Source organism: Flavobacterium sp. CS20, assembly GCF_018080005.1.
Lineage (GTDB): Bacteria > Bacteroidota > Bacteroidia > Flavobacteriales > Flavobacteriaceae > Psychroflexus.
The window spans coordinates 385,048-411,099 of the sequence record NZ_CP073015.1 but is presented as its reverse complement, the minus strand read 5'-3'; the positions used below and the strand labels follow the sequence as shown (position 1 = coordinate 411,099).

Genomic DNA, 26,052 nt, shown 5'->3' with positions numbered 1-26,052 from the left:
GCTTTTACTTTAGTTATAAAAACAATAGTTAAACGATAAAAGCGACAAGGTTTTTTTGCTTGCATTTTACATTCAATATGTATCGTTTAATAATTTCCAGCCAAGTTGTATCTTTTGAATCGTGATATAATTCTAATTGCATTTCACGTTGATTAAATTTTAGTTCTTCTACGCAAAATAAAACATAATACACCAAATCTAAGTCTGTTTCGTAATTAAAAGTATTGCACAATTTAAACTTTTGACCTTCTTGTGCTATAACATTGATGTGGCTTTTTTGGACATAAACCTTAAGCTGTTGAGCAGAATCAAAGGACTTCAGATAAGATTGTTTGATTAAAGCATTTGTAAAGTGTTCATATTCAAATTCTTCAACTTGATCTAAAACGGCATTGTGATAATTCATCAATGGTATATAAACTTGGTAAGCATTGATTGATGGGATATGATCTGCAACAATCTGGTCTTCTTCAAACAATTTGACATTATATTTTAAATAATCTGCTTTGGCGTTGTCTTGATAATAATCTTCAGGTACTAAAGCGTAAAAAGCATTTGAAAAGTCCAACTTTAGCGTTTTAAATTCATAACTTTTTGTAATCTCATCAAAGCGTGTTTGAAATAAATTTAAACTTTTAGAATTTAAAACATCTGTTATGTCTTGTACCTCTAAAGACATAGATTGTTCGGGTTTATCGTGGTGTAAATAAAACAAAAATCCATCCTGACTGATCAAGATGGATAATTGTTTAAAATTATTAAAATCTGTATTACTCTTGTTTACCATAATTTATTGGTAAGTTTCCACTGGTTTTCACTTCATTCATAGAACCTACTTTTATATAAGCTCCATTTACCCCATCAACAGATATCGTTTGTTTTTCTTGAACAATCAAATCTGGATCAAGACCATCTAACACAACCGACTTATTAACCTTAGCTTCAAAGACAGGAACTTTATTTTTATTGACTGTGATGTATCCAGCATCCATTTCAAATTTGGCATTTTTAGTGGTTGGTACAATTTCTAATTTAGAATAGTCATAATTTTTAAATAAAGAATCTTTAACTTTTATAGTTCCAAGAGTGTCAATAACAACATCTTCAATCATTCTATCTACGCCATAAGTTTTGAGATATTCTTTATCAAGGTAAGTTGTATCTCGTCTTTGAGTCAAGACAAATTCAGCAGTGTCAACAAATCTTGTTAAACTGTCAAAAGTGCTTGTAAACTTGCCTGTTACTTCTCGATATGCCAACTGGGCTTTACGGATTTTATCCATTTTACTAATGACCTTAGCATAACGCTTTTCTTTTTCTTTATTAAACTCGACTGGACCGTAAATCGATTTGTAATTTAAATATACGAGTACCGCAATTGCTATCCATAAAACAATCTGAAAAACTACTTTCATAATTTATAATATAAGTTTTAGACTTGAGACAAATCTACAATTTTTTTTTAAATCAAAAAGATTTATACTTTAAATTCAATAATATTTCCTTAATTTGAAAAGTATTTCCTTTGAAAACATTGATTATGAAAGAAAACGAACTTTACAAAAATTTAATAAATGATTTTGCTTACTCTCCTACACCAGACCAAACTACAGCATTAAAGCATCTTTCAAAATTTTTAATCAATGAAAATAACGAACAAATATTTTTACTCAAAGGCTATGCTGGTACTGGAAAAACAACAATTATATCTACCGTTGTCAAAAATCTTTCCAAATTAAAATTAAAGGCTTCATTAATGGCTCCAACAGGAAGAGCGGCAAAAGTGATGAGCAACTACTCTAACAGACCAGCTCAAACCATGCATAAACGTATTTACTTTCCTCAAAAAAACAACAAAGGTGGCGTTAACTTTGTTCAAAAAGAAAACAAATTTAAAAACACGGTTTTTATTGTAGATGAAGCCTCAATGATTCCTGATTTTTCATCTGGAGATGACTTGTTTAGTGGCAATTCACTTCTTGACGATTTAATAGAATTTGTGTTTAGCGGTGAAAACTGTCGGTTGATACTAATTGGTGATACTGCACAATTACCTCCTGTTAAAGCTGAGCTTAGTCCTGCTTTAGATCAAGATATTTTAAGCACAAAATTTCATACAGAAGTTATTCATATTGAGCTTACAAAAGTGGTCAGACAACAACTTGACAGTGGCATTTTACGCAATGCAACAAATATGCGTAATGGGCTACAAAACGAATTTCCTGAACAATTTCAATTCAATTTAAAACAACAAAATGACCTTGTAAGATTGATTGACGGCTACGAAATTATGGATGCTATCAATACCGCTTATGAAAGTGATGGTCACGAAGAAACCGCTATTGTTGTGCGTTCTAACAAACGTGCCAATCAATACAATCAACAAATCAGGCAAAAAATTTTGATGCGCGAAGGCGAAATTGCCGTTGGTGATTTTTTGATGGTGGTCAAAAACAACTATTTTTGGGTTAAACCTACTTCTCAAGCTGGTTTTATCGCTAATGGTGATATTATAGAAATCCTTAAAATTAGAGGAATTTTTGATTTGTATGGTTTTCGATTTGCCAAAATTAAAGCCCAAATGGTGGACTATCCAGAGATGAATGCTTTTGAAACTGTGATTATTTTAGACACACTTGAAATGAATACGCCTTCTTTACCTTTTGAAGAATCTCAGAAGTTGTATCAAGAAGTGTTAAAAGACTATGCCGACATCAAATCAAAATACAAGCAATTTTTAAAAGTCAAAAACAACGAATTCTTTAATGCCTTACAAGTCAAATTCAGTTATGCGATGACCTGCCATAAATCGCAAGGTGGTCAATGGAATACCGTTTTTGTAGAACAACCCTATATGCCAGAAGGTCTTGATCAAAACAGCTTGAGATGGCTTTACACCGCATGTACACGTGCCAAAACAAAATTGTATTTAATCGGGTTTCAAAATCAGTTTTTTAAGGAATAAGTTTTGATTTTAGTATTGCCTATTGACATTTCTCTTGATAGAAAACTTTAAAAAATCAGAAATTGATACCTTTGATAATCGCTTTTTATGCAAAGGTCTTTAAATATTGAAATTACCTAAAATAGATTGTTAGCTTAATATAGTAGTAATCAGGTTAAATTAGAAACTTTCCATTTAAAGTTTACCCATTTTTTTCAACACAAAAAGCAAAACAATAGGAATTGTTAACAGGACAACCATCAAAAAATGTTCGGTTAATACCCAAGGAGAAAGGATTATTGTAATAAAAAATCCACCCATGGCACCGCCAAAATGGGCATCATGTCCGATATTGTCTTGACCGCGTTTCATAGCCCAAATGGAGTATAATAAATAGCCAATCCCAAATACATAAGCAGGCAATGGAATAAAAAAAAACAAACCTAACATCATATCAGGTCTTAACAAAATTGAAGCATACAAAACTCCAACTACTGCTCCACTTGCACCAACAGCTGTATATTGAGGCTCGTCTTTATGAAAATACAAAGACAACATATTTCCGAGCAATAAACTTCCAAAATACACCCCTAAAAAACCCGTTACACCAAGATATGCAATAACAGAATTGGCAAAGAAATATAAGGTCAACATATTTACTAACAGATGAGTCGTATTGATATGTAAGAAAGCAGAAGTCAAAACACGTAAATACTCGCCTTGTTGAATAGCACCTATTTTGAAACAATATTTATGAAAAAACAAATCATCATTAAAGCCTTTGAATGACAACAAAACATTCGCAATAATGATGAAAATAGTAACTGTAGAGATATCTTGCATAAACCTAAATCTTCAGAATGCCAAATATACATATCTTTGTAGCAAAATAAAGCCTTGTCCAATTATTATATGTTTTATTTAAGGCTGTGACATTATTGCCTTTTAGGATTATTGACATTATTTCAGATTTCTTTTATTTCATTACATACTATGCTTTTGGTTATCAAAAAAAGGAGCCTTAAAAAAAATTAAACTCACGTGAGTTTAATTTACAGAAAGCTTTAAATCAGATGATTACATCTTTTTTTTGGCAAATTTTGTCATTTCGAACGAAGAATGAGGATAACCTAATTACCACCAAACCACAACATCTTCAAAAAACTCGTCGGTTTTAGTTTTTCGCCAAATCATTTGAGAACGCTTTTCTTTTATACTTGGTTTTAAAATGTTTTGGGCTTTTTTAAAATCATACCATTGAGTGTTAGTTTCAGGTTGACATAGCCATTCGTGTTTTTGTGGCACGTAAAACAACATCTCTGAAAATTTAAATTTTTTAAAAACTTCATTATTGTAATATTTGCCTTTGACGCATGCAGAATTTAAGTGATTTAGATTAAAGTTTTTGAATTCAAACGGTAAATATAATTTGGCTTTGTAACAAATTTTCGTTTCTACTGATGCTACGTCAATGTTCAACTTTTTGAGTAGTTGTTGTGTTTGTGGTTTTTTACAAATTTGTAATTGATGTGTTTTGAGTTTTTCAATTTTATAATCTAATCTGTCTTTTAAATTTGGTCCAATCCAATTGTCAAGGTTATTAAAGTTTTCTTTTCCTGTAAAGACATAGAATTTGCAAATCAATTCTAAGTGAATCCATTTGTTTTCTTGATGGTCATAAAACAAAAAATCTAATTCGCCTAAGGTGGTTTTGTCATCTTGAATTTGCAAGCTATGATAAATGGGATTGTAATTTTTATTTTGCTCTAAATAAGCTTTCATAAAATATTCAGCACGTTTGCCGAGATATTTATGTTTGTTTAAAGCTTTAAAATCAATATCATCAAATTCGATAGTTTTGAAATCATTGGTTTCAAAAGATGGGATAGAAAAAACCTGTGAATTTGAAAACAGATTAGGCATTTTCAAAAATCCTATAAACTGATTGTAAAGTGATTTGTTCTCAAGAGGTTTCAATTGATAATAGTGTCTAAAGCAATTTGTATCATATCGCTAAAACTCTGCTCTCGTTCTTCTGCAGAAGTACGCGAGCCATTAATCAAAGAGTCTGAAATGGTCAATATTCCTAAAGCTTTGAGTCCATATTTTGCGACTATAGTATAGAGTGCAGTAACTTCCATTTCAACACATAGCACGTTGTGTTGTGCCCAAACTTTGTAATAATCTTTATTGTCAGCGTAAAAAATGTCAGAAGAAAATACATTGCCTGCGTGAAAATTGATATGATGCGATTTTGCATAATCTACTGCTTTCTGAAAAAGTTCAAAATTGGCAGTTGGTGCGTAATCTTCACCATTAAATCGTTGTTTGTTGAAAGATGAATTGGTAGAAGCTGACATTGCTATAACCACATCTCTCAATTTGACATTGTTTTGAAGCGAGCCAGCACTACCAACTCTGATAAGAGATTTAACGTCATAGTCATTGATCAATTCTTCTATATAGATACTTGCAGATGGCATTCCCATTCCAGTACCTTGAACGGAAATTGGTTGACCTTTATAATGTCCTGTGTATCCAAACATATTTCTTATGGTATTGTAGCAAACAGGTTTTTCTAAAAAGGTTTCAGCAATCCATTTGGCACGCAAAGGATCACCAGGCAATAATACTTTGTCTGAAATATCGCCTCTTTTGGCGTTGAGGTGTACACTCATAATTTTAGTAAGTTTTGGTTGAATTTTTGCCTTTAACAATTTCAACACCCGAAGATGTCCCGAGTCGAGTAACGCCCAAATCGATATAGGCTTTGGCAGTTTTGTAATCTCTAATACCACCTGAAGCTTTGATTTGGACTTGACTTGAAATATTGGCTTTCATAAGTTGCACGGCTTCTAAAGTTGCACCGTGAGTACCAAATCCTGTTGAAGTTTTAATGAAATCCGCATTAGCATTAGAGACGATTTGGCTGATTTTAACGATTTCATCATCGGTTAATAAACTGATTTCGACAATAACCTTTAAGATATGATTCTCAATTGCTTTTTTAATAGTTGTAATTTCACTTTCAAGTTTGTCATAAAATTTATCTTTAAGCCAACTGATGTTGATGACCATATCAATTTCATCAGCACCATTTTTAATAGCGTCTTGTGCTTCAAAAACTTTGGTCGCCGTGGTGTTTGCACCCAGAGGAAAACCAATTACGGTGCAGACTTTTACAGTGGAATTATTTAACTGTTGTTTTGCTATTTCAACATAATCTGGATGAACACAAACGGATGCAAAGTTGTATGTTTTGGCTTCTTTACATAAGGTTTTAATTTGATTTTCAGTGGCTTCAGGTTTTAATAAAGTATGATCTATGTAGGTATTCATTGAATATTATAAATTTTGGATAAATATATGATTTTTTTTGAGAGTTGAGCTTTGTTTGGGTAAAGCAATACAGGTTGATAATCACGCTTAATTTAGAATATAGCACAAAAGACTATGAATAGAAACAACATCTTCAGCACAGGCAGGAATATAATAGATAGCTGGTTAAAGCCGTATAATTACAAAGCTTTTAAAAGTCAGAATCATTAGTGTCCGATAAAATATTTTAAAGTGGGATTTCCAATACAGGATTTCCCACTTTTTTATATCTTCATCTTTCGCACAAAAAAAGAGATATGAACAAAAGTAAAAATTTCAGCGGTCAACCCATTATCAAACAGGTTTTAAATTTTATTTTACCCAACGATGTTTATCGGACAGCCGAAAAGCATAACAGCGACAGATACACTAAAAAGTTCACTACTTATGAGCATTTAGTTACTATGATTTTCACTGTCATTAGTGGTTGTAGCTCGCTTCGTGAAGTATCGAGTATTATGCTTGCTTGTGAAGGAAAAATCAACCATTTGGGGCTAAAAGATTTCCCAAAGCGAAGCACATTATCTGACGCCAACAGGAGAAGAAGCTCATCAGTATTTGCTGATATTTACCATTTACTCTATAAACGTTACCACCGATTTTTGTCGGACAGCAGAACTTATGAACCAGCTGTAAAAGACCTTAAAATTGTTGATTCATCAACTATAACACTCTTTAGTGACATTCTTAAAGGTGTAGGTAGAAACTCACTCAACGGCAAAAAGAAAGGTGGTATCAAGATGCACACTATGATAAATGCTATGGAAGATGTGCCCTGTCTGATAAAGTTCTCAAATGCTGCAACCCATGACCATACCTTTTTAAAGGATCTTGAACTCAAGAAAGGTTCTTATGTCGTCTTTGATAAAGGTTATGTGGATTATAAACAATACCAAAAATGGACCTTAGAGAATATTTACTTTGTGACCAGACAAAAAGACAATGCCCGTTATACAAGCCTTGAAGAGTTTGATATTCCCGACACGGTAGATGATGCTGTCCTAAAGGACGAAAAAATAGAACTCAAAGACAATGACGGTAAGCCATTTTACCTTAGAAGAATAGCTTTTGGTACGATAAACACCAAAAAGTTTATGAGTTCATTACCAACAATTATGAACTTCAGGCAGATAAAATTGCCGAGATCTACAAGAACAGGTGGCAAATCGAGACTATGTTCAAACGCCTTAAACAAAACTTCCCGCTAAAGTATTTTCTTGGAGATAATCAAAATGCCATCGAGATACAGATATGGGTCAGCTTAATCATACAACTAATAATGCTTGTCATTCAGAGAAAAGCAGAAAGAAAATGGGCATATTCTAATATGATGTCCGTGATACGATATCATTTAATGACCTATATTGATTTGTTCAAATTCCTTAAAAATCCAGAAGCGAAATGGGAAGATATTACAACAAAAAATATAGGTCAATTAAGCCTTTTTGACCCATAAGGAGGTTCTATTTTTAAAATACTAAAGCTACACAGTGAAATTAGGCGATACAAAAGATTTTTTTAGTAATTTAGATTTTTATCGGACAACAATGAGTCAGAATATTAAATTTTAAGAATATTTTGATTTAGTTAGAAGTTTGGTTTGTTTAGTAAAAATATATTTCTACATTTGCAAACCCGAAAAAACAGGGTAATTTTTATTTAATATTATGCCAACAATTTCACAATTAGTAAGAAAAGGAAGAAAGACCACTACTAAGAAGAGTAAATCGGCTGCTTTGGACTCTTGTCCTCAACGTCGTGGCGTATGTACGCGTGTTTACACAACAACACCAAAAAAACCAAACTCAGCAATGCGTAAAGTTGCTCGTGTGAGGTTAACCAATGGTAAGGAAGTGAACGCCTACATTCCCGGCGAAGGACACAATCTTCAAGAGCACTCGATAGTATTAGTAAGAGGTGGAAGAGTAAAAGATTTACCTGGTGTTAGGTATCACATCGTAAGAGGTGCACTTGATACAGCAGGTGTAGAAGGAAGACTGCAACGCCGATCTAAGTATGGTGCAAAACGTCCAAAAAAATAATTAAATCTTAAGAAGACATGAGAAAAAGATTAGCCAAAAAACGTTCCATCATACCCGATCCAAAATTTCATGACCCATTGGTCACACGTTTTGTGAATATGCTGATGTGGGACGGCAAAAAATCTGTGGCTTTTGATATTTTTTATCAAGCTATTGATATTGTTGAAGAAAAAAAACAAGATGAAGAGAAGACAGCTTTAGATCTTTGGAAAGACGCATTATCTAATATAATGCCTCACGTAGAAGTTAGAAGCCGTCGTGTTGGTGGTGCAACATTTCAAATACCAACACCAATTAGACCTGACCGTAAGGTGTCAACTGCCATGAAATGGTTGATACTTTTCGCAAGAAAACGCAACGAAAAATCTATGCCAGCTAAATTGGTCGCAGAAATACTTGTCGCTGCTAAAGAAGAAGGTGCGACTGTTAAGAAACGTGTAGATACTCATAAAATGGCAGAAGCTAATAAAGCATTTTCACACTTTAGATTCTAATATAAAATGGCACAAAGAGATTTAAAATATACAAGAAACATCGGTATTGCAGCTCACATTGATGCTGGCAAAACAACAACTACCGAAAGAATATTATACTATACAGGTATTTCACACAAAATTGGTGAAGTTCACGATGGTGCGACGACTATGGACTGGATGGAGCAAGAGCAAGAGCGTGGTATTACAATTACTTCTGCTTCGCTACGCATTGTACTGGCCGTATAGAGATCACGAATATATTGTAAACATTATTGACACACCAGGTCACGTTGACTTTACCGTTGAGGTAGAGCGTTCATTGCGTGTTTTAGATGGTGTTGTTGCACTTTTTAGTGCAGTTGATGGTGTTGAGCCACAATCTGAAACCGTTTGGAGACAGGCTGATAAATATAAAGTACCGCGTCTTGGTTTTGTCAATAAAATGGACCGACAAGGTGCTGACTTCTTTATGGTTTGTAAGCAAGTTAAGGAAATGCTGGGTGGCAATCCTGTTCCGCTTCAAGTTCCAATCGGTGACGAGATTGATTTTAAAGGTGTAGTAGATTTAATATCTAAAAAAGCCATCATCTGGAACGATGAAGATATGGGAATGACTTATGAAGTGGTTGATATTCCTGCTGAACTTCAAGAAACTGTTGATAAATACAGAGCTGAATTAGTAGAAGCTGTTGCTGAATATGATGAGGAGTTGATGGAAAAATTCTTTGAAGATGAAAACTCTATCACAGAAGATGAAATCATCGTCGCTTTACGTGCCGCTACAATAGATATGTCTATCATCCCAATGATGTGTGGTTCTGCCTTTAAAAACAAAGGTGTACAAGCTATGCTTGACGCAGTAATGCGTTACTTACCATCACCTGTAGATGTTGAAGCTATTGAAGGCACTAATCCTGAAACCAATGAAGTAGAAAGCAGAAAACCAAACGTTGAATCTCCATTTGCGACTTTAGCATTTAAAATTGCTACAGATCCATTTGTTGGTCGTTTGGCGTTTTTTAGAACTTATTCTGGTACACTTGATGCGGGTTCTTATGTCCTAAATACACGTTCTGGTAAAAAAGAACGCATCTCAAGAATGTATCAAATGCACTCAAACAAACAAGAGCCTATCGATAAAATTGAAGCAGGTGATATTGTTGCTCGCTGTTGGTTTTAAAGATATTAAAACTGGAGATACACTTACAGACTTAAATCACCCCATCGTTTTAGAATCGATGACTTTTCCTGCACCAGTCATCGGTATTGCAGTTGAGCCAAAAACTAAAGCCGATGTTGAAAAAATGGGTGTTGCCCTATCTAAACTGGCTGAAGAAGATCCAACATTTGTTGTAAAAACCGATGAAGCTTCAGGTCAAACTATTATTTCTGGAATGGGTGAGCTTCACCTCGATATTTTAATTGATAGAATGAAGCGTGAGTTTAAAGTTGAAGTCAACGTTGGTGAACCACAAGTAGAATACAAAGAAGCTGTTAAGAAAACCGCTCAACACAGAGAAGTTTACAAAAAACAATCTGGTGGTCGTGGTAAATTTGCTGATATAGTTTTTGAAATGGGTCCTGTTGATGAAGACTTTGAAAAAGAAGGACTTCAATTTGTTGACGAAATCAAAGGTGGTCGTGTTCCTAAAGAATTTATACCATCGGTTCAAAAAGGTTTTGAAGAAGCAATGAAAAATGGCTCTTTAGCAGGCTTCCAAATGGATAGCCTAAAAGTAACCTTAAAAGATGGATCATTCCACCCTGTGGATTCTGATCAATTGTCTTTTGAACTTGTCGCTAAACTAGGTTTCAAATCTGCAGCAAAATCTGCAGGAGCTGTAATCCTTGAACCAATGATGAAAGTCGAAGTAGTTACCCCTGAAGAAAACATGGGTGATATTGTTGGCGACCTCAACAAACGTCGCGGACAAGTCAATGATATGTTTGATCGTGCTGGTGCTAAAGTTATTAAAGCCATTATACCTCTTTCTGAAATGTTTGGTTATGTAACGACCTTAAGAACGCTTTCTTCTGGTAGAGCAACTTCAACAATGGAATTTTCACACTATGAAGAAACACCATCTAACGTGTCTGAAGAAGTTATAGCTGCAACTAAAGGAACCACAACTAACGAATAATTCTTGAACAATGAGTCAAAAAATTAGAATAAAGTTAAAATCATACGATCACAATTTAGTTGATAAATCAGCTGATAAGATTGTTAAAACCGTAAAAACCACTGGTGCTGTAGTTACAGGTCCAATACCACTTCCTACAAAGAAGAAGATATTTACTGTATTGCGTTCACCTCACGTCAATAAAAAAGCAAGAGAACAATTTCAATTAGATTCTTACAAGCGTTTGTTAGACATCTATAGTTCATCATCAAAAACAATTGATGCTCTGATGAAATTAGAATTGCCAAGTGGTGTTGAAGTCGAGATAAAAGTATAATCAATATTAAATTAAATCAATAAACAAATGTCTGGGTTATTAGGAAAAAAAATAGGTATGACCAGCTTATACGACGAAAACGGAAAGAACATTCCGTGTACTGTTATTCAAGCTGGATCATGCACAGTTACCCAAGTCAGAACCAATGAGGTTGACGGGTATGAAGCTCTTCAACTTGGTTTCGATGACAAGACAGAAAAAAGCTCAACCATGGTCGAAAAAGGTCATTTTAAAAAAGCGGGCTCATCTGTAAAACGTAAAGTTGTCGAATTCCAAGATTATGAAGGCGAATTTAAATTAGGAGATCAGATTACAGTTGACATCTTTAAAGAAGGTGAATTTGTAGATGTATCTGGTATAACTAAAGGAAAAGGATTTCAAGGCGTTGTAAAACGTCACGGCTTTAGTGGTTCAGAACGAACTCACGGTCAGCAAAGCATGTTGAGAGCTCCTGGTTCTGTTGGTGCGACTTCTTATCCTGCTAGAATTTTCAAAGGAATGAGAATGGCTGGACAGATGGGAAATAAAAAAGTAAAAGTTACTAACCTTAAAGTGTTAAAAGTTGTAGAAGATAAAAATCTACTTGTGGTTAAAGGTTGCGTACCTACCATAAAAACACTTACCTAACAATTCAGAAATAATGAAAGTAGAGGTATTAGACATAAAAGGAAAAGAAACGGGTAAAACGGTTAACCTTTCTAAAGATGTTTTTGGCATTGAGCCAAACGAGCACGCGGTTTATCTTGATGTTAAGCAACATCTCGCCAGCAAAAGACAAGGTACACATAAAGCTAAAGAAAGAGCCGATATAAAAGGAAGTACTCGAAAAATTAAAAAACAAAAAGGAACTGGTACTGCACGAGCTGGAAGTATTAAATCACCCATATTTAAAGGTGGTGGTCGTGTATTCAGTCCTCGCCCTAGAAATTATCGCTTTAAATTAAACAAAAAATTAAAACGTTTAGCTAGAGCTTCAGCTTTGTCACAAAAAGCCAATGATAATGAACTATTAGTTGTTGAAAACTTTACTTTTGACAGTCCAAAAACCAAAGAATTTTTAAAAGTTTTAGAAAATTTAAAACTTGACGATAAAAAATCGGTTTTTGTGTTTGCAGATGCAAATAATAATGTATATTTGTCGTCCCGTAATTTGAAAAGACATAAGGTCTTAACAGCTTCAGAATTAAATACTTACAGAATTTTAAACAATGATGTTTTAGTATTATCTGAGTCGGTAATTGAATATTTAGAACAAAACTTGAGTCAATAACTATGAGTATTTTAATCAAACCTATTATAACAGAAAAAGCTACAGAAGATAGTGAGTTAAACAACCGCTTCTCTTTTTTTGTAGATAATAAAGCCAACAAAATCCAAATCAAAGATGCTGTTGAAAATGCTTATGGAGTTACAGTTGACAAAGTAAGAACGATGAATATTAAACCAACAGTGAAAACAAAGTACACTAAAACAGGAATGGTAACAGGTAAGACTGATGCTCTAAAAAAAGCAATCATTCAAGTTGCCGATGGTGATACTATTGATTTATACAGTAATCTTTAATTTTAAGACATGCCTGTAAAAAAACTAAAACCAATAACGCCAGGTCAGCGATTTAAAGTTGTAAGTGGGTTCGACGCCATAACAACTGATAAGCCGGAAAAGTCTTTGCTTGCTCCGATAAAAAAATCTGGTGGTCGAAACAACCAAGGAAAAATGACAATGCGCTACCGTGGTGGTGGTCATAAAAGACGTTACAGAATTATCGATTTCAAAAGAAATAAAACCGATATGCCTGCAACAGTTAAGTCAATAGAATATGACCCTAACCGAACAGCATATATAGCATTGATTCAATATAAAGACGGAGAAAAAAGCTATATCATAGCTCCAAGTGGATTAAAAGTTGGACAAATCGTTCAATCTGGTGATACAGCATCTGCCGATATTGGTAATGCTTTACCTTTATCTAAAATACCATTTGGCTCTATCATTTCTTGTATTGAATTAGTACCAGGCAATGGAGCTGTAATGGTCAGAAGTGCAGGAACATTTGCTCAATTAACAGCTAAAGAAGGTAAATATGTAACCATTAAATTGCCATCAGGTGAAACAAGATTAGTTCTATCTGATTGTAAAGCAATGATTGGTGCAGTTTCTAATAGCGATCATCAATTATTGATATCAGGTAAAGCTGGTAGAAGTCGTTGGTTAGGCAGAAGACCTAGAACCAGACCAGTTGTGATGAACCCAGTTGATCACCCAATGGGTGGTGGTGAAGGAAGAGCTTCAGGTGGTCATCCAAGATCGCGTAAAGGCATTCCTGCTAAAGGTTTTAAAACAAGATCTTTAACAAAATCGAGTAACAAACATATTTTAGAACGTAAAAAGAAATAAAACATGGCTAGATCACTAAAAAAAGGACCTTACGTTCACTATAAATTAGAGAGAAAAGTGGCTCAAAATGTTGAGTCTGGCAAAAAGTCAGTTATTAAAACTTGGTCAAGAGCATCAATGATTACACCAGATTTTGTTGGTCAAACCATCGGTGTTCACAATGGGAAACAATTTGTACCTGTTTTTATAACTGAAAATATGGTAGGTCATAAATTAGGTGAATTTTCACCAACTCGTACATTTAGAGGACATACCTCAGCTAAAAACAAAAAGTAATAATAGATAGACTATCATGGGAGTTAGAAAAAAACAACGTGCTGAAGCTATAAAAGAAAGGAAATCTAATTTGGCGTATGCTAAATTAAACAACTGCCCTACTTCGCCAAGAAAAATGAGATTAGTGACTGATTTGGTCAGAGGTATGGACGTTGAAAAAGCTTTACAAGTTTTAAAATTCAGCAAAAAAGAAGCCGCACAACGTGTAGAAAAACTTTTGCTTTCAGCTATTGCCAATTGGCAACAAAAAAATGAAGATGCTGCTATAGAAAACGCTGGGCTATACATCAAAGAAATAAAAGTTGATAGTGCTAGAGTTTTAAAAAGATTAAGACCTGCTCCTCAAGGAAGAGCACACAGGATAAGAAAACGTTCTAACCACGTTACTTTAATTTTAGGTGAAAATAATAATTTAGATAGCTAAGATATATTATGGGACAAAAAACAAACCCGGTAGGAAATAGATTAGGAATTATAAAAGGTTGGGAATCCAACTGGTATGGTGGTAATGATTATGGTGATAATATTGCTGAAGACGATAAAATCAGAAAATATATTCACGCTAGACTGTCCAAAGCCAGTGTATCTAGAGTTATCATCGAACGTACACTTAAAATAGTAACCGTTACAATTACTACTGCAAGACCTGGAATTATAATTGGTAAAGGCGGTCAAGAAGTTGATAAATTAAAAGAAGAATTAAAACAACTCACCAACAAAGAAGTTCAAGTAAATATTTTTGAAATTAAAAGACCTGAACTTGATGCGTTTTTAGTTGCTTCAAGTGTAGCAAGACAAGTTGAAAATAGAATTTCATACCGTAGAGCTATCAAAATGGCCATTCTTGCAACTATGAGAATGAATGCAGAAGGCATAAAAATTCAAATTGCTGGAAGATTGAATGGTGCAGAAATGGCACGTGTAGAATCTTACAAAGAAGGCAGAATCCCATTATCAACCTTTAGAGCTGACATTGATTATGCCTTAGTTGAAGCCCATACAACATACGGAAGATTAGGGATTAAAGTTTGGATTATGAAAGGTGAAGTGTATGGAAAAAGAGAACTTTCACCACTTGTAGGATTACAGAAAAAAGGAGGAAAAAACACTAAGTCTAATCGCTCAAGAGATAGACGTAGAAAATAAAATATTGTAAGCATGTTACAACCAAAGAAAACCAAATTTCGAAAGCAACAAAAAGTACGAATGAAAGGTAACTCTAATAGAGGACACCGACTTTCTAATGGTACTTTTGGTTTGAAGTCTTTAGACTCATCTTTTATAACTTCAAGACAAATTGAAGCCGCTCGTATTGTCGCCACAAGATATATGAAAAGAGAAGGCTCTTTGTGGATAAAAATATTTCCAGATAAACCTATCACTAAAAAACCTCTCGAGGTTAGAATGGGTAAAGGAAAAGGTGCATTAGAATATTATGCAGCTGTTGTTAAACCAGGAAGAATTATGTTTGAAATAGGTGGTGTAACTCAAGATATCGCTAAAGAAGCTTTAAGACTTGCAAGACAAAAATTGCCAGTTAAAACAAAGTTTGTTGTCGCTAGAGATTATCAAGAATAAAAACGATTATGAAACAATCTGAAATAATAAAATTATCTGACGCTGATTTGGTTGAAGCCTTAGAAACAACCAAACAGAAAATATCTGAACTCAAAATGGCTCATACTTTGACACCATTAGAAAACCCAATGCAAATCAGAACATTACGAAGATCTGTTGCAAGAATGAATACAGAAATCAGCAAAAGAAATTTAGTTTAATTCCTCAAAATAATGGAAAAAAGAAATTTAAGGAAAGAACGTATAGGTGTTGTAACAAGCAATAAAATGCTTAAATCAATAGTCGTGTCTGAAGTAAAAAAAATCAAACACCCTATCTACGGAAAATTCGTTCTAAAAACAAAAAAGTATGTAGCCCACGATGAAAAAGATACGTGTAACGAAGGCGATACTGTTAAAATAATGGAAACAAGACCTCTGAGCAAAACAAAGCGTTGGAGATTAGTTGATATAATTGAAAGAGCTAAATAATTATGGTACAACAAGAATCAAGATTAAGAGTAGCCGATAATACTGGTGCCAAGCAAGTTTTGGTCATTAGAGTATTAGGTGGTACTAAAAAAAGATACGCAAGCGTTGGTGACAAAGTTGTCGTCAGTGTAAAAGAAGCCACACCTAATGGTAGTATCAAAAAAGGTGCAGTATCAACAGCTGTAATTGTAAGAACCAACAAAGAAGTCAGAAGACCCGATGGCTCTTACATCAGATTTGATGATAACGCATGTGTTTTGTTAAACCCAACTGGTGAAATGAGAGGAACACGTGTTTTTGGTCCAGTTGCAAAAGAATTGAGAGAAAATAAATTCATGAAAATCGTTTCATTGGCACCTGAAGTGCTTTAAAACTATAATGATGAAAAAGTTTAAAATCAAAACAAGTGATACTGTTCAAGTTATAGCCGGTGAAAATAAAGGTCAAGAAGGCAAAGTTTTAAAAGTATTATACGATTCTGAAAAAGTTATTGTAGAATCTGTTAATATGATTAAAAAACACCTCAAACCAAGTGCTCAAAATCCACAAGGTGGTATTCAAGAAAAAGAAGCCCCTATACATATTTCAAATGTAGCACTAATAGATAAAAATGGAAATCCAACTCGTGTTAGATATGAAATTCAAGACGGAAAAAAAGTAAGGGTTTCAACAAAAACTAACGAAGTAATTAGCTAGTTATGGAATATATACCTAGATTAAAAAAAGAATATCAAACAAGAGTTAAAAAGAATCTTGTTAAAGAGTTTAGCTATTCTAATACCATGGAAACCCCAAAACTTCAAAAAATTGTTTTGAGTAGAGGTGTTGGAGAAGCTATTGCAGACAAAAAACTTATTGATCAGGCTGTTGATGAACTCTCTAGAATAGCTGGTCAAAAAGCAGTACCAACTGTATCCAAAAAAGATGTCGCATCTTTTAAATTAAGAAAAGGAATGCCTATCGGTGCTAAAGTAACTTTAAGAGGTCATAGAATGTATGAATTCCTAGACCGGTTGATTACTTCTGCCCTACCTCGAGTAAGAGATTTTAGCGGTATAAACCCTGATGGTTTTGACGGAAGAGGAAATTATAATCTGGGAATTACAGAACAAATCATTTTTCCAGAAATAAATATAGATAAAGTAAATCGTATCTCTGGTATGGACATCTCATTTGTAACGTCAGCTGATACCGATAAAGAAGCAAAAGCATTATTAACAGAATTAGGTTTGCCTTTTAAAAAGAATTAATATGGCTAAAGAATCAATGAAAGCTCGCGAAGTAAAACGCGAAAAATTAGTAGAAAAATATGCTGAAAAGCGTAAACGCCTCAAAGAAGAAGGCGATTATGAAGCACTACAAAAGTTGCCTAAAAATTCTTCTCCTGTAAGACTGCACAACCGTTGTAAACTTACTGGAAGACCAAAAGGCTATATGAGAACGTTTGGAATTTCTCGTGTTATGTTTAGAGAAATGGCAAATAAAGGTTTAATTCCAGGTGTTAAAAAAGCAAGCTGGTAATTTTTAAAAGCAATATAAAATGAATATAGATCCTGTATCAGATTATTTAACCAGAATTAGAAATGCTGTCGTCGCTGGGCATAGAACGGTAGAAATACCAGCTTCTAATCTTAAAAAAGAATTGACAAAAATTCTTTTTGACCAAGGTTTTATTTTAAGCTATAAATTTATAGATGACAACAAGCAAGGTGTCATCAAGATAGCTCTTAAATATGATAAACTTAGCCAAGAACCTGTAATAAAAAAGATTCAGCGTATCAGTAAACCTGGTTTGAGAAAATATGCTGGTAGCAATGAAATACCCCGTGTACTCAATGGACTTGGAATTTCAATTGTTTCAACTTCAAAGGGCTTAATGACAGGAAAACAAGCACAAAGAGATAATGTTGGTGGAGAGTTGCTCTGTTACGTATATTAATATAAGATAAAAGATTAGTTATGTCTAGAATAGGAAATAGTCCAGTAAAAATACCAGAAGGTGTCGAGATTAAACTCGAGGACAACTCTATATCAGTTAAAGGTAAGCTTGGTGAACTCACTCAAAAATTTGAAGACGTTAAAATCAAGCAAGAAGATGGTGAAATTATCGTAGAACGACCAAACGATAACAAAAATATAAAATCTAAACACGGTTTATATAGATCTCTCATCAACAACATGATAACAGGAGTAACTAAAGGTTACTCAAAAGAATTAGAACTTGTAGGCGTAGGTTACAGAGCATCCAATCAAGGTCAAAAATTAGATATCGCTATTGGATTTTCACACAATATAGTTATTCAACTCGCCCCAGAAATAAAAGTTGAAACTGCGAGTGAAAAAGGCAAAAATCCAATCATAAAATTAACATCACACGATAAACAACTTGTTAATCAAGTTGCAGCTAAAATCAGATCATACAGAAAACCAGAACCATACAAAGGTAAAGGAATTAAGTATGTTGGTGAATACATAAGAAGAAAAGCAGGTAAATCAGCATAATTATGAGATTTTCTAAACAAAAAAGAAGAAAAAAGATTCATCAGAGAATCAGAAAAAGTATAAAAGGTACAGCAACTAAACCAAGATTATCTGTTTACAGAAGCAATTTTGAGATTTATGCTCAACTCATTGATGATGTCAATGGCAAAACACTTGCCTCAGCATCTTCAAGAACTGATGCTTCAAAAGATAAGCCTAAAGTTGAACGCTCTAAAGCAGTTGGTCAAGCCATCGCTGAAAAAGCAAGTAAAATCGGTATCGAAGAAGTTGCTTTTGATAGAAGTGGCTACCTGTACCACGGTAGAGTTAAATCATTGGCTGAAGGAGCCAGAGAAGGTGGATTAAAATTTTAAATATATGTATCAAAATTATAAAAACGTAGAGTTTGTTAAGCCTGGAGGTTTAGATTTAAAAGATAGACTAGTAGGGGTTCAACGTGTTACTAAAGTAACTAAAGGTGGTAGAGCTTTTGGGTTTTCTGCTATAGTTGTTGTTGGTAATGAAAATGGCGTTGTAGGTCAAGGTCTTGGCAAGTCAAAAGAAGTTGCTGATGCTATTGCAAAAGCAGTTGAAGATGCTAAGAAAAACTTGATAAGAATTCCTCTAAACAAAGGAACATTACCACACGAGCAAAAAGGAAAATATGCTGGAGCAAAAGTTTCTCTTTTTCCTGCATCTGAAGGTACTGGTGTAATTGCCGGCGGTCCCACTAGAATTGTATTAGAATCTGTTGGAGTTCATGATGTATTGTCAAAAAACCAAGGTTCTACTAATCCTCACAACGTAGTAAAAGCTACTTTTGACGCACTCTTACAATTAAGAAATGTCGATACAGTTGCAAAGCAAAGAGGAATATCAATAGATAAAGTATTTAACGGATAATAGCTTTTGAAAATGTCAAAAATATTAGTTACTAAAACAAAAAGTGCCATCAAGAGAACTAAACAACAAAAGTTGACTCTTGAAGCATTAGGTTTAAAAAAAATAGGTCAAAGTGTTGAACATCAAGATACACCAAATATTTTGGGTATGATTGATAAAGTCAACCACTTGGTAAGTGTAGAAAAGATTAAATAAGATTATCAACTATGAAATTACATCAATTAAAACCAGCAAAAGGCTCTGTAAAAGGAAAAACAAAACGTCTTGGACGTGGTGAAGGTTCTGGAACTGGTGATACAGCTGGTAGAAGTCATAAAGGTGCTAAGTCAAGATCTGGGTATTCTAGAAAAATTGGATTTGAAGGTGGTCAAATGCCTTTACAAAGACGTATTCCTAAGTTTGGGTTTAATAACATCAATAGAGTTGACTATAAACCTGTTAATCTTTCTAATCTTCAGGCTTTAGTTGATGATAAAAAAATTAAAGACAGCGTAGATTTCGAAACGCTTAAAGAATTAGGTTTAGTCAAAAAAAATGACCTTGTTAAGATTTTAGGCAATGGCGAATTAAAATCTAAATTAAAAGTTCAAGCACATAAGTTTTCAAAATCAGCTAAGGAAGCAATTGAAAAAGCCGGTGGAGAAGCGATAACATTATAATATTTACTCGATGCAATTTATTGAAACGATAAAAAATATTTGGAAAATAGACGAGCTCAAAAATAGGATTCTCCTGACTTTGGGCTTATTAATCGTTTATAGATTTGGAGCACAAGTTGTTCTACCAGGTATAGATGCTTCTCAGTTAGCAAGTTTAGGAAGTCAAACTGAAGATGGTATTTTAGGCTTATTAAACGCATTTACTGGTGGTGCATTTTCAAACGCTTCAGTCTTTGCATTGGGTATTATGCCTTACATCTCTGCTTCCATTGTCGTTCAATTGATGACTATTGCCGTTCCTTATTTACAAAAACTTCAAAAAGAAGGTGAAAGCGGAACTAAAAAAATTACTCAAATTACACGTTGGCTTACCATTGGTATTACTTTAGTACAAGATCCTGGATATATTTATAACTTATACAATATTTTACCCGACGACGCATTTATGGTTCAAAGTAATACAATGTTTATTACCTCTGCAGTAATAATCCTTACAGCAGGTTGTATTTTTGCAATGTGGCTCGGTGAAAAAATAACTGATAAAGGTGTTGGTAATGGAATTTCATTACTTATAATGGTAGGTATTATAGCCAGATTACCTCGTTCATTTGCACAGGAATTAGCTTCCAGAACTGGTGATGATGGTTCAGGTGGTTTAATTTTAATATTAATTGAACTTGTGATTTGGTTTGTTATTATTCTTGCCTCTGTTTATTTAGTAAAAGCAGTAAGACAAATACCTGTTCAATATGCAAGAAAAAATGCTTCTGGTAAATATGAGAAAAATATATTTGGTGGAGCAAGACAATTTATACCTTTAAAACTAAATGCCTCTGGCGTAATGCCAATTATATTTGCTCAAGCCATCATGTTTGTCCCCGCTGCACTTGCAGGATTATCTGACACGGCAACTGCTCAAGGTATTGCAGCTGAGTTTAATGATATGTTTGGATTATGGTACAATGTTGTATTTGGCTTACTCATCATTATTTTCACATATTTTTACACCGCTATTACCGTACCAACTAATAAAATGGCAGACGATTTAAAAAGAAGCGGTGGATTTATCCCAGGCATAAGACCAGGAACAGAAACCGCAGAATACCTCGACAGAATTATGTCTCAAATCACTTTACCTGGTTCTGTGTTTTTGGCAATCATTGCTATATTCCCAGCAATTATTGTTTCCCTACTTGGTGTGCAATCGGGCTGGGCTTTATTTTTTGGTGGTACATCTTTAATAATTATGGTTGGTGTTGCAATAGACACTATAGATCAAATTAATGTTTACTTATTAAATAAACATTACGACGGATTAATGAAATCAGGCAAAAACAGAAAAGCAGTAGCATAATTATGGCTAAACAACCTTCAATAGAACAAGATGGAACTATTATAGAAGCATTGTCCAATGCAATGTTTAGAGTAGAACTTGAAAATGAGCACGTAGTAACTGCTCATATATCTGGTAAGATGAGAATGCATTACATTAAATTATTACCAGGCGATAAAGTAAAATTAGAAATGAGTCCTTATGATTTAACTAAAGGACGTATAACTTATAGATATTAATATTATGAAAGTAAGAGCATCAATCAAAAAGAGAAGTGCAGATTGCAAAATCGTAAGACGTAAAGGAAGACTTTATGTTATTAATAAAAAGAATCCAAAGTTTAAACAAAGACAAGGTTAATTATGGCAAGAATAGCAGGTGTTGATATCCCTAAACAAAAAAGAGGCGTAATTGCTCTAACCTATATTTTTGGTATAGGTAAGTCAAGAGCACAAAGAATTCTGAAAGAAGCTAAAGTTGATCCAAACAAAAAAGTTTCTGACTGGAATGATAGTGATGTCTCTGGCGTTCGTAACGCTGTTTCGCAATTTACCATAGAAGGCGAATTAAGATCACAAACTCAAATGAACATCAAACGTCTTATGGATATTGGTTGTTATAGAGGTGTTAGACACAGATCGGGTTTACCTTTAAGAGGTCAGCGAACTAAAAACAACTCACGTACACGAAAAGGTCGAAGAAAGACAGTAGCTAACAAGAAAAAAGTAACTAAATAATCATGGCTAAATCAACAACAAAAAAGCGTAAAGTCACAACAGACGCCTTTGGTGAAGCTCACATATTTGCTTCATTTAACAACATAATTGTTTCTTTAACCAACAATAACGGTGAAGTCATATCATGGTCTTCAGCTGGTAAAATGGGTTTTAGAGGCAGTAAAAAAAATACCCCTTACGCCGCTCAACTCGGCGCAGAAGATGCCAGTAAAGTTGCTCACGAAGCAGGACTAAGAAAAGTGAAAGTTTATGTAAAAGGTCCTGGCAATGGAAGAGAATCAGCTATTAGAGCATTGCACAATTCAGGCGTTGAAGTTACTGAAATTATAGACGTTACTCCTATTCCTCACAATGGTTGTCGTCCACCTAAAAGAAGACGTGTTTAATCGAATAAAAAATAAGGTTATCGAAGGAAAGACCTTAATTCATAACCTATAACCTAAATACTTAGAAATGGCAAGATACACTGGTCCTAAAACTAAAATTGCTCGTAAATTTGGCGAGCCTATTTTCGGCGATGATAAATCGTTTGAGAAGAAAAAATATCCACCTGGCCAACATGGCAACAACAGAAGACGTGGTAAAAAATCTGAATATGCTATCCAATTAATGGAAAAGCAAAAAGCAAAATATACCTATGGTATTTTAGAGCGTCAATTCAGAAATATGTTTGAAAAAGCTAACAGTGCAAAAGGTATTACTGGTGAAGTTTTACTTCAAATGTGCGAAAGACGTCTCGACAATGTTGTTTACAGATTTGGTCTATCACCTTCTAGAAGTGGAGCAAGACAATTAGTTTCACACAAACACATTACAGTAAATGGCGAAATTGTAAATATCCCATCTTATCAGCTAAAAATCAATGATATTGTAGGCGTTAGAGAAAAATCTAAATCTTTAAGCGTTATTGAAGAATCACTATCAAACTCTTCAGCTGTTTATGAATGGTTAAGTTGGAATTCAGAAAAAAAAGAAGGTACATTCGTTAGCGTTCCTGAAAAAACACAAATTCCAGAAAATATTAACGAACAGTTTATCGTCGAATTATACTCTAAATAATAATTAGATACTACAACACTATGGCATTATTCAATTTTCAAAAGCCCGATAAAGTAATTATGATAGACTCTTCTGAGTTTGAAGGTATATTTGAGTTTAGACCTTTAGAACCTGGATACGGTCTTACCGTAGGTAATGCTTTACGTCGCGTTTTATTATCTTCTCTTGAAGGTTTTGCAATTACTTCGATTAAAATAGAAGGAGTCGAACATGAGTTTTCTACAATCCCTGGCGTGGTGGAAGATGTTACTGAAATTATACTTAATCTTAAACAGGTTAGATTCAAACAACAAATAGAAGATAATGATACAGAATCTGCTGTGATTAGCGTTTCTAATCAAAATCAACTCACGGCTGGTGATTTTCAAAAACACCTCTCTGGATTTCAAGTATTAAATCCTGATCATGTTATTTGCAATATGGATAAAAAAGTATCCTTAAATATGCAAATCACAATTGAAAAAGGAAGAGGATACGTTCCTGCCGAAGATAATAAAAAAGACGAATTACCATTAGGAACAATAATTACAGATTCTATCTATACGCCTATCAAAAATGTTAAATACAGCATTGAAGATTATAGAGTAGAACAAAAAACTGATTATGAAAAATTAGTTTTTGAAATTGTTACCGATGGCTCTATTCATCCTAAAGATGCTTTAACAGAAGTCGCTAAAACATTAATTCATCACTTTATGCTTTTCTCAGACGAAAGAATTACTCTTGAAACTGAAGAAATGGCACAAACCGAAACTTATGACGAAGAAGCACTTCATATGAGACAGCTTCTGAAATCTAGACTCTCAGATCTTGATTTATCTGTAAGAGCACTTAACTGCTTAAAAGTCGCTGAAGTTGAAACCCTTGGCGACTTGGTTTCTTACAACAAGAATGATTTGATGAAATTTAGAAACTTCGGTAAAAAATCATTAAGCGAACTTGAAGAATTAGTCAGCAATAAAGGTCTTGATTTCGGTATGGACTTATCTCGATACAACCTTGAAAAAGACTAATTAAAAGCCTCTAAAAAATATTTAAAATGAGACACGGAAAGAAATTTAATCACTTGAGTCGCAAGACCGCCCATAGAAAATCTATGTTGGCTAATATGGCTTGCTCTCTTATAGAACATAAAAGAATCAATACAACTCTCGCTAAAGCAAAAGCCTTAAGAACTTTTGTTGAACCTCTAGTTACTAAATCTAAAACCGATACCACTCATAACAGACGTATTGTGTTTTCAAAAATTAGAGATAAATATGCTGTGGCAGAATTGTTTAGAGAAGTTGCACCAAAAGTAGCCTCAAGACCTGGTGGATATACAAGGATTATCAAATTAGGTCACCGACTTGGCGATCTTGCTGAAATGGCAATGATAGAACTTGTAGATTTCAACGAGATATACAACCCTAAAGGCAAAAAGAAAAAGAAATCTACACGCCGTGCTGGTAAAAAAGTAACTTCAGATCAACCTGAAACTAATGTTGAATCATCTCCAAAAGAAGATTCTAAAACTAAAGAAGACAACAACAAAGTTGAAGATAAAACTGAAGCTAAGCCAGAAAAAAGCGAAGCTAAAGCTGAATCTAATAAAAGTGAAGCCAAAGAAAAATCTTCTGATGAAAATAAACAATCAAAAGATGACGAAAAAAAATAATTATAACATCAATTATATTTACTAATTTTAAGGGATAAATTAAATATTTATCCCTTTTTTTATATTTATACATTATGAGATACCACAAAAAAATAGATGCCATTCTTATCCTAGAAGATCACACTCAATTTAAAGGCAAAGCCGTTTCAAACAACCAAGATACTGCGTTTGGAGAGATTTGTTTCAACACTGGTATGACAGGTTATCAAGAAATTTTTACCGATCCTTCATATCACGGACAACTCATGGTTACGACCAACGCACACATTGGAAATTACGGCACTCACACCGACGAAAATCAATCCAACTCTCCAAAAATAGCAGGGCTTATTTGTAAAAATTTTAGCTACAATCCATCTCGAGCATCTTCAAATCTATCACTTGAAGACTTTTTAAATCAATCTAATCTCTTTGCTATATCAGATTTAGATACTCGAGCTTTGGTTCACCATATTAGACAACACGGAGCCATGAACGCTGTTATTTCTACTCAACTCGACAAAATAGATCAATTAAAAGAACAACTAAAGACCTATCCCAAAATGAACGGTCTTGAATTAGCTTCAAAGGTTTCAACACAAAAACCTTATTATTTTGGAAACAAAAATTCAACCTATAAAATTGCAGTATTAGATTTAGGAGTTAAAACTAATATTTTAAAATATCTGTCAAAAAGAGAAGCTTATTTAAAAGTGTTTCCATACAATAGCAGTTTAGAAGACTTGATGTCGTTTGAGCCAAATGCTATTTTTCTATCCAACAGTCCTGGAGATCCACAACCCTTGAAGTCAGCTATTGAGTTAGCAAAATCTGCTATCGACAAAAATATTCCTACATTTGGAATATGTTTAGGACATCAAATCATTGCTTTATCTCAAGGTATTTCAACTTTCAAAATGCACCATGGACATCGTGGAATCAATCACCCTGTAATGAATTTAGTAACAGGCAAATCTGAAATCACATCTCAAAATCACGGTTTCGCCGTAAATAAAGATGAAGCAGAAAATCATTCTGACATAGAAATCACGCATATACATCTCAATGATCAAACTTTGGCTGGTTTCAGACTTAAAGAAAAAAAATGCTTTTCTGTTCAATACCATCCTGAAGCTGGTCCAGGACCAAATGATGCCAACTATTTATTTGATGATTTTTACAAAATGTACGCTTCATAAAAAAGCAACTCAGTTTATCGCTTTATA

The 26,052-nt window shown here is 33.9% G+C and carries 40 protein-coding genes and 2 pseudogenes; 36 read left to right on the top strand and 6 right to left on the bottom strand.

The window, feature by feature from the left end; all coding sequences use genetic code 11:
- Positions 1-28: 28 nt before the first annotated feature.
- On the bottom strand, positions 29-787 hold the full coding sequence (locus IGB25_RS01975) for a DUF3822 family protein (protein ID WP_211065942.1): 759 nt from the start codon (positions 785-787) through the stop codon (positions 29-31).
- A complete protein-coding gene (locus IGB25_RS01970) occupies positions 771-1,415 on the bottom strand; it encodes a hypothetical protein (RefSeq protein ID WP_211065941.1) in 645 nt (214 codons plus the stop codon). The genes IGB25_RS01975 and IGB25_RS01970 overlap by 17 nt, the downstream gene beginning before the upstream one ends.
- A 125-nt stretch (positions 1,416-1,540) precedes the next feature.
- Here IGB25_RS01970 and IGB25_RS01965 point away from each other — a divergent pair, with 125 nt between their 5' ends.
- On the top strand, positions 1,541-2,965 hold the full coding sequence (locus IGB25_RS01965) for an ATP-dependent RecD-like DNA helicase (RefSeq protein ID WP_211065940.1): 1,425 nt from the start codon (positions 1,541-1,543) through the stop codon (positions 2,963-2,965).
- A 174-nt stretch (positions 2,966-3,139) separates the two neighbouring features.
- Here the strand turns inward: IGB25_RS01965 and IGB25_RS01960 are convergent, their stop codons facing one another.
- The 4 genes from IGB25_RS01960 to deoC form a co-directional block, all read right to left on the bottom strand.
- Complete coding sequence (locus IGB25_RS01960; protein ID WP_211065939.1) at positions 3,140-3,787, bottom strand: rhomboid family intramembrane serine protease; 648 nt, start codon at positions 3,785-3,787, stop codon at positions 3,140-3,142.
- A gap of 291 nt (positions 3,788-4,078) precedes the next feature.
- Positions 4,079-4,921 (bottom strand): DUF1853 family protein, encoded by an 843-nt coding sequence (locus tag IGB25_RS01955; protein ID WP_211065938.1) that lies wholly within the window; start codon positions 4,919-4,921, stop codon positions 4,079-4,081.
- A complete protein-coding gene (gene deoD / locus IGB25_RS01950; RefSeq protein ID WP_211065937.1) occupies positions 4,918-5,622 on the bottom strand; it encodes a purine-nucleoside phosphorylase in 705 nt (234 codons plus the stop codon). Before deoD ends, IGB25_RS01955 begins: the two co-directional genes overlap by 4 nt.
- A gap of 4 nt (positions 5,623-5,626) precedes the next feature.
- Positions 5,627-6,283, bottom strand: coding sequence for a deoxyribose-phosphate aldolase (deoC, locus tag IGB25_RS01945; RefSeq protein ID WP_211065936.1), 657 nt, complete (start codon positions 6,281-6,283; stop codon positions 5,627-5,629).
- A gap of 296 nt (positions 6,284-6,579) precedes the next feature.
- Here deoC and IGB25_RS01940 point away from each other — a divergent pair, with 296 nt between their 5' ends.
- The 35 genes and pseudogenes from IGB25_RS01940 (at position 6,580) to carA (ending at position 26,025) form a co-directional block, all read left to right on the top strand.
- Positions 6,580-7,530: an IS4 family transposase gene (locus tag IGB25_RS01940; RefSeq protein ID WP_247653573.1), complete on the top strand. Its 951-nt coding sequence runs from the start codon at positions 6,580-6,582 to the stop codon at positions 7,528-7,530.
- On the top strand, positions 7,497-7,778 hold the full coding sequence (locus IGB25_RS14625) for a hypothetical protein (protein WP_371815928.1): 282 nt from the start codon (positions 7,497-7,499) through the stop codon (positions 7,776-7,778). The genes IGB25_RS01940 and IGB25_RS14625 overlap by 34 nt, the downstream gene beginning before the upstream one ends.
- A gap of 211 nt (positions 7,779-7,989) precedes the next feature.
- Complete coding sequence (gene rpsL, locus IGB25_RS01935; RefSeq protein WP_125087410.1) at positions 7,990-8,364, top strand: 30S ribosomal protein S12; 375 nt, start codon at positions 7,990-7,992, stop codon at positions 8,362-8,364.
- A 17-nt stretch (positions 8,365-8,381) separates the two neighbouring features.
- Positions 8,382-8,858 carry a 30S ribosomal protein S7 gene (rpsG, locus tag IGB25_RS01930; protein WP_211065935.1) on the top strand — a complete coding sequence of 159 codons (477 nt, stop codon included), beginning with the start codon at positions 8,382-8,384 and terminating at the stop codon, positions 8,856-8,858.
- Between the two features lie 6 nt (positions 8,859-8,864).
- A pseudogene (fusA, locus tag IGB25_RS01925) lies at positions 8,865-10,981 on the top strand (elongation factor G).
- A gap of 10 nt (positions 10,982-10,991) precedes the next feature.
- Positions 10,992-11,297 carry a 30S ribosomal protein S10 gene (rpsJ, locus tag IGB25_RS01920; RefSeq protein WP_125087413.1) on the top strand — a complete coding sequence of 102 codons (306 nt, stop codon included), beginning with the start codon at positions 10,992-10,994 and terminating at the stop codon, positions 11,295-11,297.
- 27 nt (positions 11,298-11,324) lie between these two features.
- Positions 11,325-11,938 (top strand): annotated as a pseudogene (gene rplC, locus IGB25_RS01915) (50S ribosomal protein L3).
- Positions 11,938-12,567, top strand: coding sequence for a 50S ribosomal protein L4 (rplD, locus tag IGB25_RS01910; protein ID WP_211065934.1), 630 nt, complete (start codon positions 11,938-11,940; stop codon positions 12,565-12,567). The pseudogene rplC and the gene rplD overlap by 1 nt, the downstream one beginning before the upstream one ends.
- Positions 12,568-12,569: 2 nt before the next feature.
- Positions 12,570-12,860, top strand: a complete 291-nt coding sequence (gene rplW / locus IGB25_RS01905; protein ID WP_211065933.1) for a 50S ribosomal protein L23 — start codon at positions 12,570-12,572, stop codon at positions 12,858-12,860.
- 9 nt (positions 12,861-12,869) lie between these two features.
- Positions 12,870-13,694, top strand: coding sequence for a 50S ribosomal protein L2 (gene rplB / locus IGB25_RS01900; RefSeq protein ID WP_211065932.1), 825 nt, complete (start codon positions 12,870-12,872; stop codon positions 13,692-13,694).
- Positions 13,695-13,697: 3 nt separating this feature from the next.
- Positions 13,698-13,970, top strand: a complete 273-nt coding sequence (gene rpsS / locus IGB25_RS01895) for a 30S ribosomal protein S19 (RefSeq protein WP_211065931.1) — start codon at positions 13,698-13,700, stop codon at positions 13,968-13,970.
- 16 nt (positions 13,971-13,986) lie between these two features.
- On the top strand, positions 13,987-14,394 hold the full coding sequence (gene rplV / locus IGB25_RS01890; RefSeq protein ID WP_211065930.1) for a 50S ribosomal protein L22: 408 nt from the start codon (positions 13,987-13,989) through the stop codon (positions 14,392-14,394).
- A gap of 8 nt (positions 14,395-14,402) precedes the next feature.
- On the top strand, positions 14,403-15,116 hold the full coding sequence (gene rpsC / locus IGB25_RS01885) for a 30S ribosomal protein S3 (protein ID WP_211065929.1): 714 nt from the start codon (positions 14,403-14,405) through the stop codon (positions 15,114-15,116).
- A gap of 12 nt (positions 15,117-15,128) precedes the next feature.
- Positions 15,129-15,548, top strand: a complete 420-nt coding sequence (gene rplP / locus IGB25_RS01880) for a 50S ribosomal protein L16 (protein WP_211065928.1) — start codon at positions 15,129-15,131, stop codon at positions 15,546-15,548.
- An 8-nt stretch (positions 15,549-15,556) separates the two neighbouring features.
- Positions 15,557-15,748, top strand: coding sequence for a 50S ribosomal protein L29 (gene rpmC, locus IGB25_RS01875; protein ID WP_211065927.1), 192 nt, complete (start codon positions 15,557-15,559; stop codon positions 15,746-15,748).
- 12 nt (positions 15,749-15,760) lie between these two features.
- Positions 15,761-16,018 carry a 30S ribosomal protein S17 gene (gene rpsQ, locus IGB25_RS01870; protein WP_211065926.1) on the top strand — a complete coding sequence of 86 codons (258 nt, stop codon included), beginning with the start codon at positions 15,761-15,763 and terminating at the stop codon, positions 16,016-16,018.
- 2 nt (positions 16,019-16,020) lie between these two features.
- Entirely contained in the window at positions 16,021-16,389 is a 369-nt protein-coding gene (gene rplN, locus IGB25_RS01865; protein WP_211065925.1) for a 50S ribosomal protein L14, read from the top strand.
- A 10-nt stretch (positions 16,390-16,399) separates the two neighbouring features.
- A complete protein-coding gene (gene rplX / locus IGB25_RS01860; protein WP_211065924.1) occupies positions 16,400-16,714 on the top strand; it encodes a 50S ribosomal protein L24 in 315 nt (104 codons plus the stop codon).
- 2 nt (positions 16,715-16,716) lie between these two features.
- Entirely contained in the window at positions 16,717-17,268 is a 552-nt protein-coding gene (gene rplE / locus IGB25_RS01855) for a 50S ribosomal protein L5 (protein WP_211065923.1), read from the top strand.
- Position 17,269: 1 nt separating this feature from the next.
- Positions 17,270-17,539, top strand: a complete 270-nt coding sequence (rpsN, locus tag IGB25_RS01850) for a 30S ribosomal protein S14 (protein WP_211065922.1) — start codon at positions 17,270-17,272, stop codon at positions 17,537-17,539.
- A 19-nt stretch (positions 17,540-17,558) separates the two neighbouring features.
- Positions 17,559-17,957, top strand: a complete 399-nt coding sequence (rpsH, locus tag IGB25_RS01845) for a 30S ribosomal protein S8 (protein ID WP_211065921.1) — start codon at positions 17,559-17,561, stop codon at positions 17,955-17,957.
- A 20-nt stretch (positions 17,958-17,977) separates the two neighbouring features.
- Positions 17,978-18,520 (top strand): 50S ribosomal protein L6, encoded by a 543-nt coding sequence (gene rplF, locus IGB25_RS01840; RefSeq protein ID WP_211065920.1) that lies wholly within the window; start codon positions 17,978-17,980, stop codon positions 18,518-18,520.
- A 2-nt stretch (positions 18,521-18,522) separates the two neighbouring features.
- Complete coding sequence (rplR, locus tag IGB25_RS01835; protein WP_211065919.1) at positions 18,523-18,873, top strand: 50S ribosomal protein L18; 351 nt, start codon at positions 18,523-18,525, stop codon at positions 18,871-18,873.
- 4 nt (positions 18,874-18,877) lie between these two features.
- Entirely contained in the window at positions 18,878-19,402 is a 525-nt protein-coding gene (gene rpsE, locus IGB25_RS01830; protein ID WP_211065918.1) for a 30S ribosomal protein S5, read from the top strand.
- A gap of 12 nt (positions 19,403-19,414) precedes the next feature.
- Positions 19,415-19,597, top strand: a complete 183-nt coding sequence (rpmD, locus tag IGB25_RS01825) for a 50S ribosomal protein L30 (RefSeq protein WP_138932474.1) — start codon at positions 19,415-19,417, stop codon at positions 19,595-19,597.
- 11 nt (positions 19,598-19,608) lie between these two features.
- Positions 19,609-20,061 (top strand): 50S ribosomal protein L15, encoded by a 453-nt coding sequence (gene rplO, locus IGB25_RS01820; RefSeq protein WP_211065917.1) that lies wholly within the window; start codon positions 19,609-19,611, stop codon positions 20,059-20,061.
- A 10-nt stretch (positions 20,062-20,071) separates the two neighbouring features.
- A complete protein-coding gene (secY, locus tag IGB25_RS01815; protein ID WP_211065916.1) occupies positions 20,072-21,415 on the top strand; it encodes a preprotein translocase subunit SecY in 1,344 nt (447 codons plus the stop codon).
- A 2-nt stretch (positions 21,416-21,417) separates the two neighbouring features.
- Entirely contained in the window at positions 21,418-21,633 is a 216-nt protein-coding gene (gene infA / locus IGB25_RS01810) for a translation initiation factor IF-1 (RefSeq protein ID WP_125087435.1), read from the top strand.
- Between the two features lie 4 nt (positions 21,634-21,637).
- Entirely contained in the window at positions 21,638-21,754 is a 117-nt protein-coding gene (gene ykgO / locus IGB25_RS01805) for a type B 50S ribosomal protein L36 (RefSeq protein ID WP_015361145.1), read from the top strand.
- Between the two features lie 2 nt (positions 21,755-21,756).
- Positions 21,757-22,131: a 30S ribosomal protein S13 gene (rpsM, locus tag IGB25_RS01800; RefSeq protein WP_211065915.1), complete on the top strand. Its 375-nt coding sequence runs from the start codon at positions 21,757-21,759 to the stop codon at positions 22,129-22,131.
- A 2-nt stretch (positions 22,132-22,133) separates the two neighbouring features.
- Entirely contained in the window at positions 22,134-22,517 is a 384-nt protein-coding gene (gene rpsK / locus IGB25_RS01795) for a 30S ribosomal protein S11 (RefSeq protein WP_211065914.1), read from the top strand.
- A gap of 67 nt (positions 22,518-22,584) precedes the next feature.
- Positions 22,585-23,190, top strand: a complete 606-nt coding sequence (rpsD, locus tag IGB25_RS01790; RefSeq protein ID WP_211065913.1) for a 30S ribosomal protein S4 — start codon at positions 22,585-22,587, stop codon at positions 23,188-23,190.
- Between the two features lie 20 nt (positions 23,191-23,210).
- Positions 23,211-24,203, top strand: coding sequence for a DNA-directed RNA polymerase subunit alpha (locus IGB25_RS01785; RefSeq protein WP_211065912.1), 993 nt, complete (start codon positions 23,211-23,213; stop codon positions 24,201-24,203).
- Between the two features lie 26 nt (positions 24,204-24,229).
- Positions 24,230-24,847, top strand: a complete 618-nt coding sequence (rplQ, locus tag IGB25_RS01780) for a 50S ribosomal protein L17 (protein ID WP_211065911.1) — start codon at positions 24,230-24,232, stop codon at positions 24,845-24,847.
- 74 nt (positions 24,848-24,921) lie between these two features.
- The gene (carA, locus tag IGB25_RS01775) at positions 24,922-26,025 is read left to right on the top strand and encodes a glutamine-hydrolyzing carbamoyl-phosphate synthase small subunit (RefSeq protein ID WP_211065910.1); all 1,104 of its coding nucleotides are present in this window, start codon (positions 24,922-24,924) and stop codon (positions 26,023-26,025) included.
- Positions 26,026-26,052 lie beyond the last annotated feature (27 nt).

What these genes read in the sequence shown, in the direction of transcription:
- IGB25_RS01975 (WP_211065942.1), bottom strand. Translation starts at nt 787, where the DNA reads ATGGTAAACAAGAGTAATACAGATTTTAATAATTTTAAACAATTATCC.
- IGB25_RS01970 (WP_211065941.1), bottom strand. Translation starts at nt 1,415, where the DNA reads ATGAAAGTAGTTTTTCAGATTGTTTTATGGATAGCAATTGCGGTACTC.
- IGB25_RS01965 (WP_211065940.1), top strand. Translation starts at nt 1,541, where the DNA reads ATGAAAGAAAACGAACTTTACAAAAATTTAATAAATGATTTTGCTTAC.
- IGB25_RS01960 (WP_211065939.1), bottom strand. Translation starts at nt 3,787, where the DNA reads ATGCAAGATATCTCTACAGTTACTATTTTCATCATTATTGCGAATGTT.
- deoD (WP_211065937.1), bottom strand. Translation starts at nt 5,622, where the DNA reads ATGAGTGTACACCTCAACGCCAAAAGAGGCGATATTTCAGACAAAGTA.
- deoC (WP_211065936.1), bottom strand. Translation starts at nt 6,283, where the DNA reads ATGAATACCTACATAGATCATACTTTATTAAAACCTGAAGCCACTGAA.
- IGB25_RS01940 (WP_247653573.1), top strand. Translation starts at nt 6,580, where the DNA reads ATGAACAAAAGTAAAAATTTCAGCGGTCAACCCATTATCAAACAGGTT.
- IGB25_RS14625 (WP_371815928.1), top strand. Translation starts at nt 7,497, where the DNA reads ATGTTCAAACGCCTTAAACAAAACTTCCCGCTAAAGTATTTTCTTGGA.
- rpsL (WP_125087410.1), top strand. Translation starts at nt 7,990, where the DNA reads ATGCCAACAATTTCACAATTAGTAAGAAAAGGAAGAAAGACCACTACT.
- rpsG (WP_211065935.1), top strand. Translation starts at nt 8,382, where the DNA reads ATGAGAAAAAGATTAGCCAAAAAACGTTCCATCATACCCGATCCAAAA.
- rpsJ (WP_125087413.1), top strand. Translation starts at nt 10,992, where the DNA reads ATGAGTCAAAAAATTAGAATAAAGTTAAAATCATACGATCACAATTTA.
- rplD (WP_211065934.1), top strand. Translation starts at nt 11,938, where the DNA reads ATGAAAGTAGAGGTATTAGACATAAAAGGAAAAGAAACGGGTAAAACG.
- rplW (WP_211065933.1), top strand. Translation starts at nt 12,570, where the DNA reads ATGAGTATTTTAATCAAACCTATTATAACAGAAAAAGCTACAGAAGAT.
- rplB (WP_211065932.1), top strand. Translation starts at nt 12,870, where the DNA reads ATGCCTGTAAAAAAACTAAAACCAATAACGCCAGGTCAGCGATTTAAA.
- rpsS (WP_211065931.1), top strand. Translation starts at nt 13,698, where the DNA reads ATGGCTAGATCACTAAAAAAAGGACCTTACGTTCACTATAAATTAGAG.
- rplV (WP_211065930.1), top strand. Translation starts at nt 13,987, where the DNA reads ATGGGAGTTAGAAAAAAACAACGTGCTGAAGCTATAAAAGAAAGGAAA.
- rpsC (WP_211065929.1), top strand. Translation starts at nt 14,403, where the DNA reads ATGGGACAAAAAACAAACCCGGTAGGAAATAGATTAGGAATTATAAAA.
- rplP (WP_211065928.1), top strand. Translation starts at nt 15,129, where the DNA reads ATGTTACAACCAAAGAAAACCAAATTTCGAAAGCAACAAAAAGTACGA.
- rpmC (WP_211065927.1), top strand. Translation starts at nt 15,557, where the DNA reads ATGAAACAATCTGAAATAATAAAATTATCTGACGCTGATTTGGTTGAA.
- rpsQ (WP_211065926.1), top strand. Translation starts at nt 15,761, where the DNA reads ATGGAAAAAAGAAATTTAAGGAAAGAACGTATAGGTGTTGTAACAAGC.
- rplN (WP_211065925.1), top strand. Translation starts at nt 16,021, where the DNA reads ATGGTACAACAAGAATCAAGATTAAGAGTAGCCGATAATACTGGTGCC.
- rplX (WP_211065924.1), top strand. Translation starts at nt 16,400, where the DNA reads ATGAAAAAGTTTAAAATCAAAACAAGTGATACTGTTCAAGTTATAGCC.
- rplE (WP_211065923.1), top strand. Translation starts at nt 16,717, where the DNA reads ATGGAATATATACCTAGATTAAAAAAAGAATATCAAACAAGAGTTAAA.
- rpsN (WP_211065922.1), top strand. Translation starts at nt 17,270, where the DNA reads ATGGCTAAAGAATCAATGAAAGCTCGCGAAGTAAAACGCGAAAAATTA.
- rpsH (WP_211065921.1), top strand. Translation starts at nt 17,559, where the DNA reads ATGAATATAGATCCTGTATCAGATTATTTAACCAGAATTAGAAATGCT.
- rplF (WP_211065920.1), top strand. Translation starts at nt 17,978, where the DNA reads ATGTCTAGAATAGGAAATAGTCCAGTAAAAATACCAGAAGGTGTCGAG.
- rplR (WP_211065919.1), top strand. Translation starts at nt 18,523, where the DNA reads ATGAGATTTTCTAAACAAAAAAGAAGAAAAAAGATTCATCAGAGAATC.
- rpsE (WP_211065918.1), top strand. Translation starts at nt 18,878, where the DNA reads ATGTATCAAAATTATAAAAACGTAGAGTTTGTTAAGCCTGGAGGTTTA.
- rpmD (WP_138932474.1), top strand. Translation starts at nt 19,415, where the DNA reads ATGTCAAAAATATTAGTTACTAAAACAAAAAGTGCCATCAAGAGAACT.
- rplO (WP_211065917.1), top strand. Translation starts at nt 19,609, where the DNA reads ATGAAATTACATCAATTAAAACCAGCAAAAGGCTCTGTAAAAGGAAAA.
- secY (WP_211065916.1), top strand. Translation starts at nt 20,072, where the DNA reads ATGCAATTTATTGAAACGATAAAAAATATTTGGAAAATAGACGAGCTC.
- infA (WP_125087435.1), top strand. Translation starts at nt 21,418, where the DNA reads ATGGCTAAACAACCTTCAATAGAACAAGATGGAACTATTATAGAAGCA.
- ykgO (WP_015361145.1), top strand. Translation starts at nt 21,638, where the DNA reads ATGAAAGTAAGAGCATCAATCAAAAAGAGAAGTGCAGATTGCAAAATC.
- rpsM (WP_211065915.1), top strand. Translation starts at nt 21,757, where the DNA reads ATGGCAAGAATAGCAGGTGTTGATATCCCTAAACAAAAAAGAGGCGTA.
- rpsK (WP_211065914.1), top strand. Translation starts at nt 22,134, where the DNA reads ATGGCTAAATCAACAACAAAAAAGCGTAAAGTCACAACAGACGCCTTT.
- rpsD (WP_211065913.1), top strand. Translation starts at nt 22,585, where the DNA reads ATGGCAAGATACACTGGTCCTAAAACTAAAATTGCTCGTAAATTTGGC.
- IGB25_RS01785 (WP_211065912.1), top strand. Translation starts at nt 23,211, where the DNA reads ATGGCATTATTCAATTTTCAAAAGCCCGATAAAGTAATTATGATAGAC.
- rplQ (WP_211065911.1), top strand. Translation starts at nt 24,230, where the DNA reads ATGAGACACGGAAAGAAATTTAATCACTTGAGTCGCAAGACCGCCCAT.
- carA (WP_211065910.1), top strand. Translation starts at nt 24,922, where the DNA reads ATGAGATACCACAAAAAAATAGATGCCATTCTTATCCTAGAAGATCAC.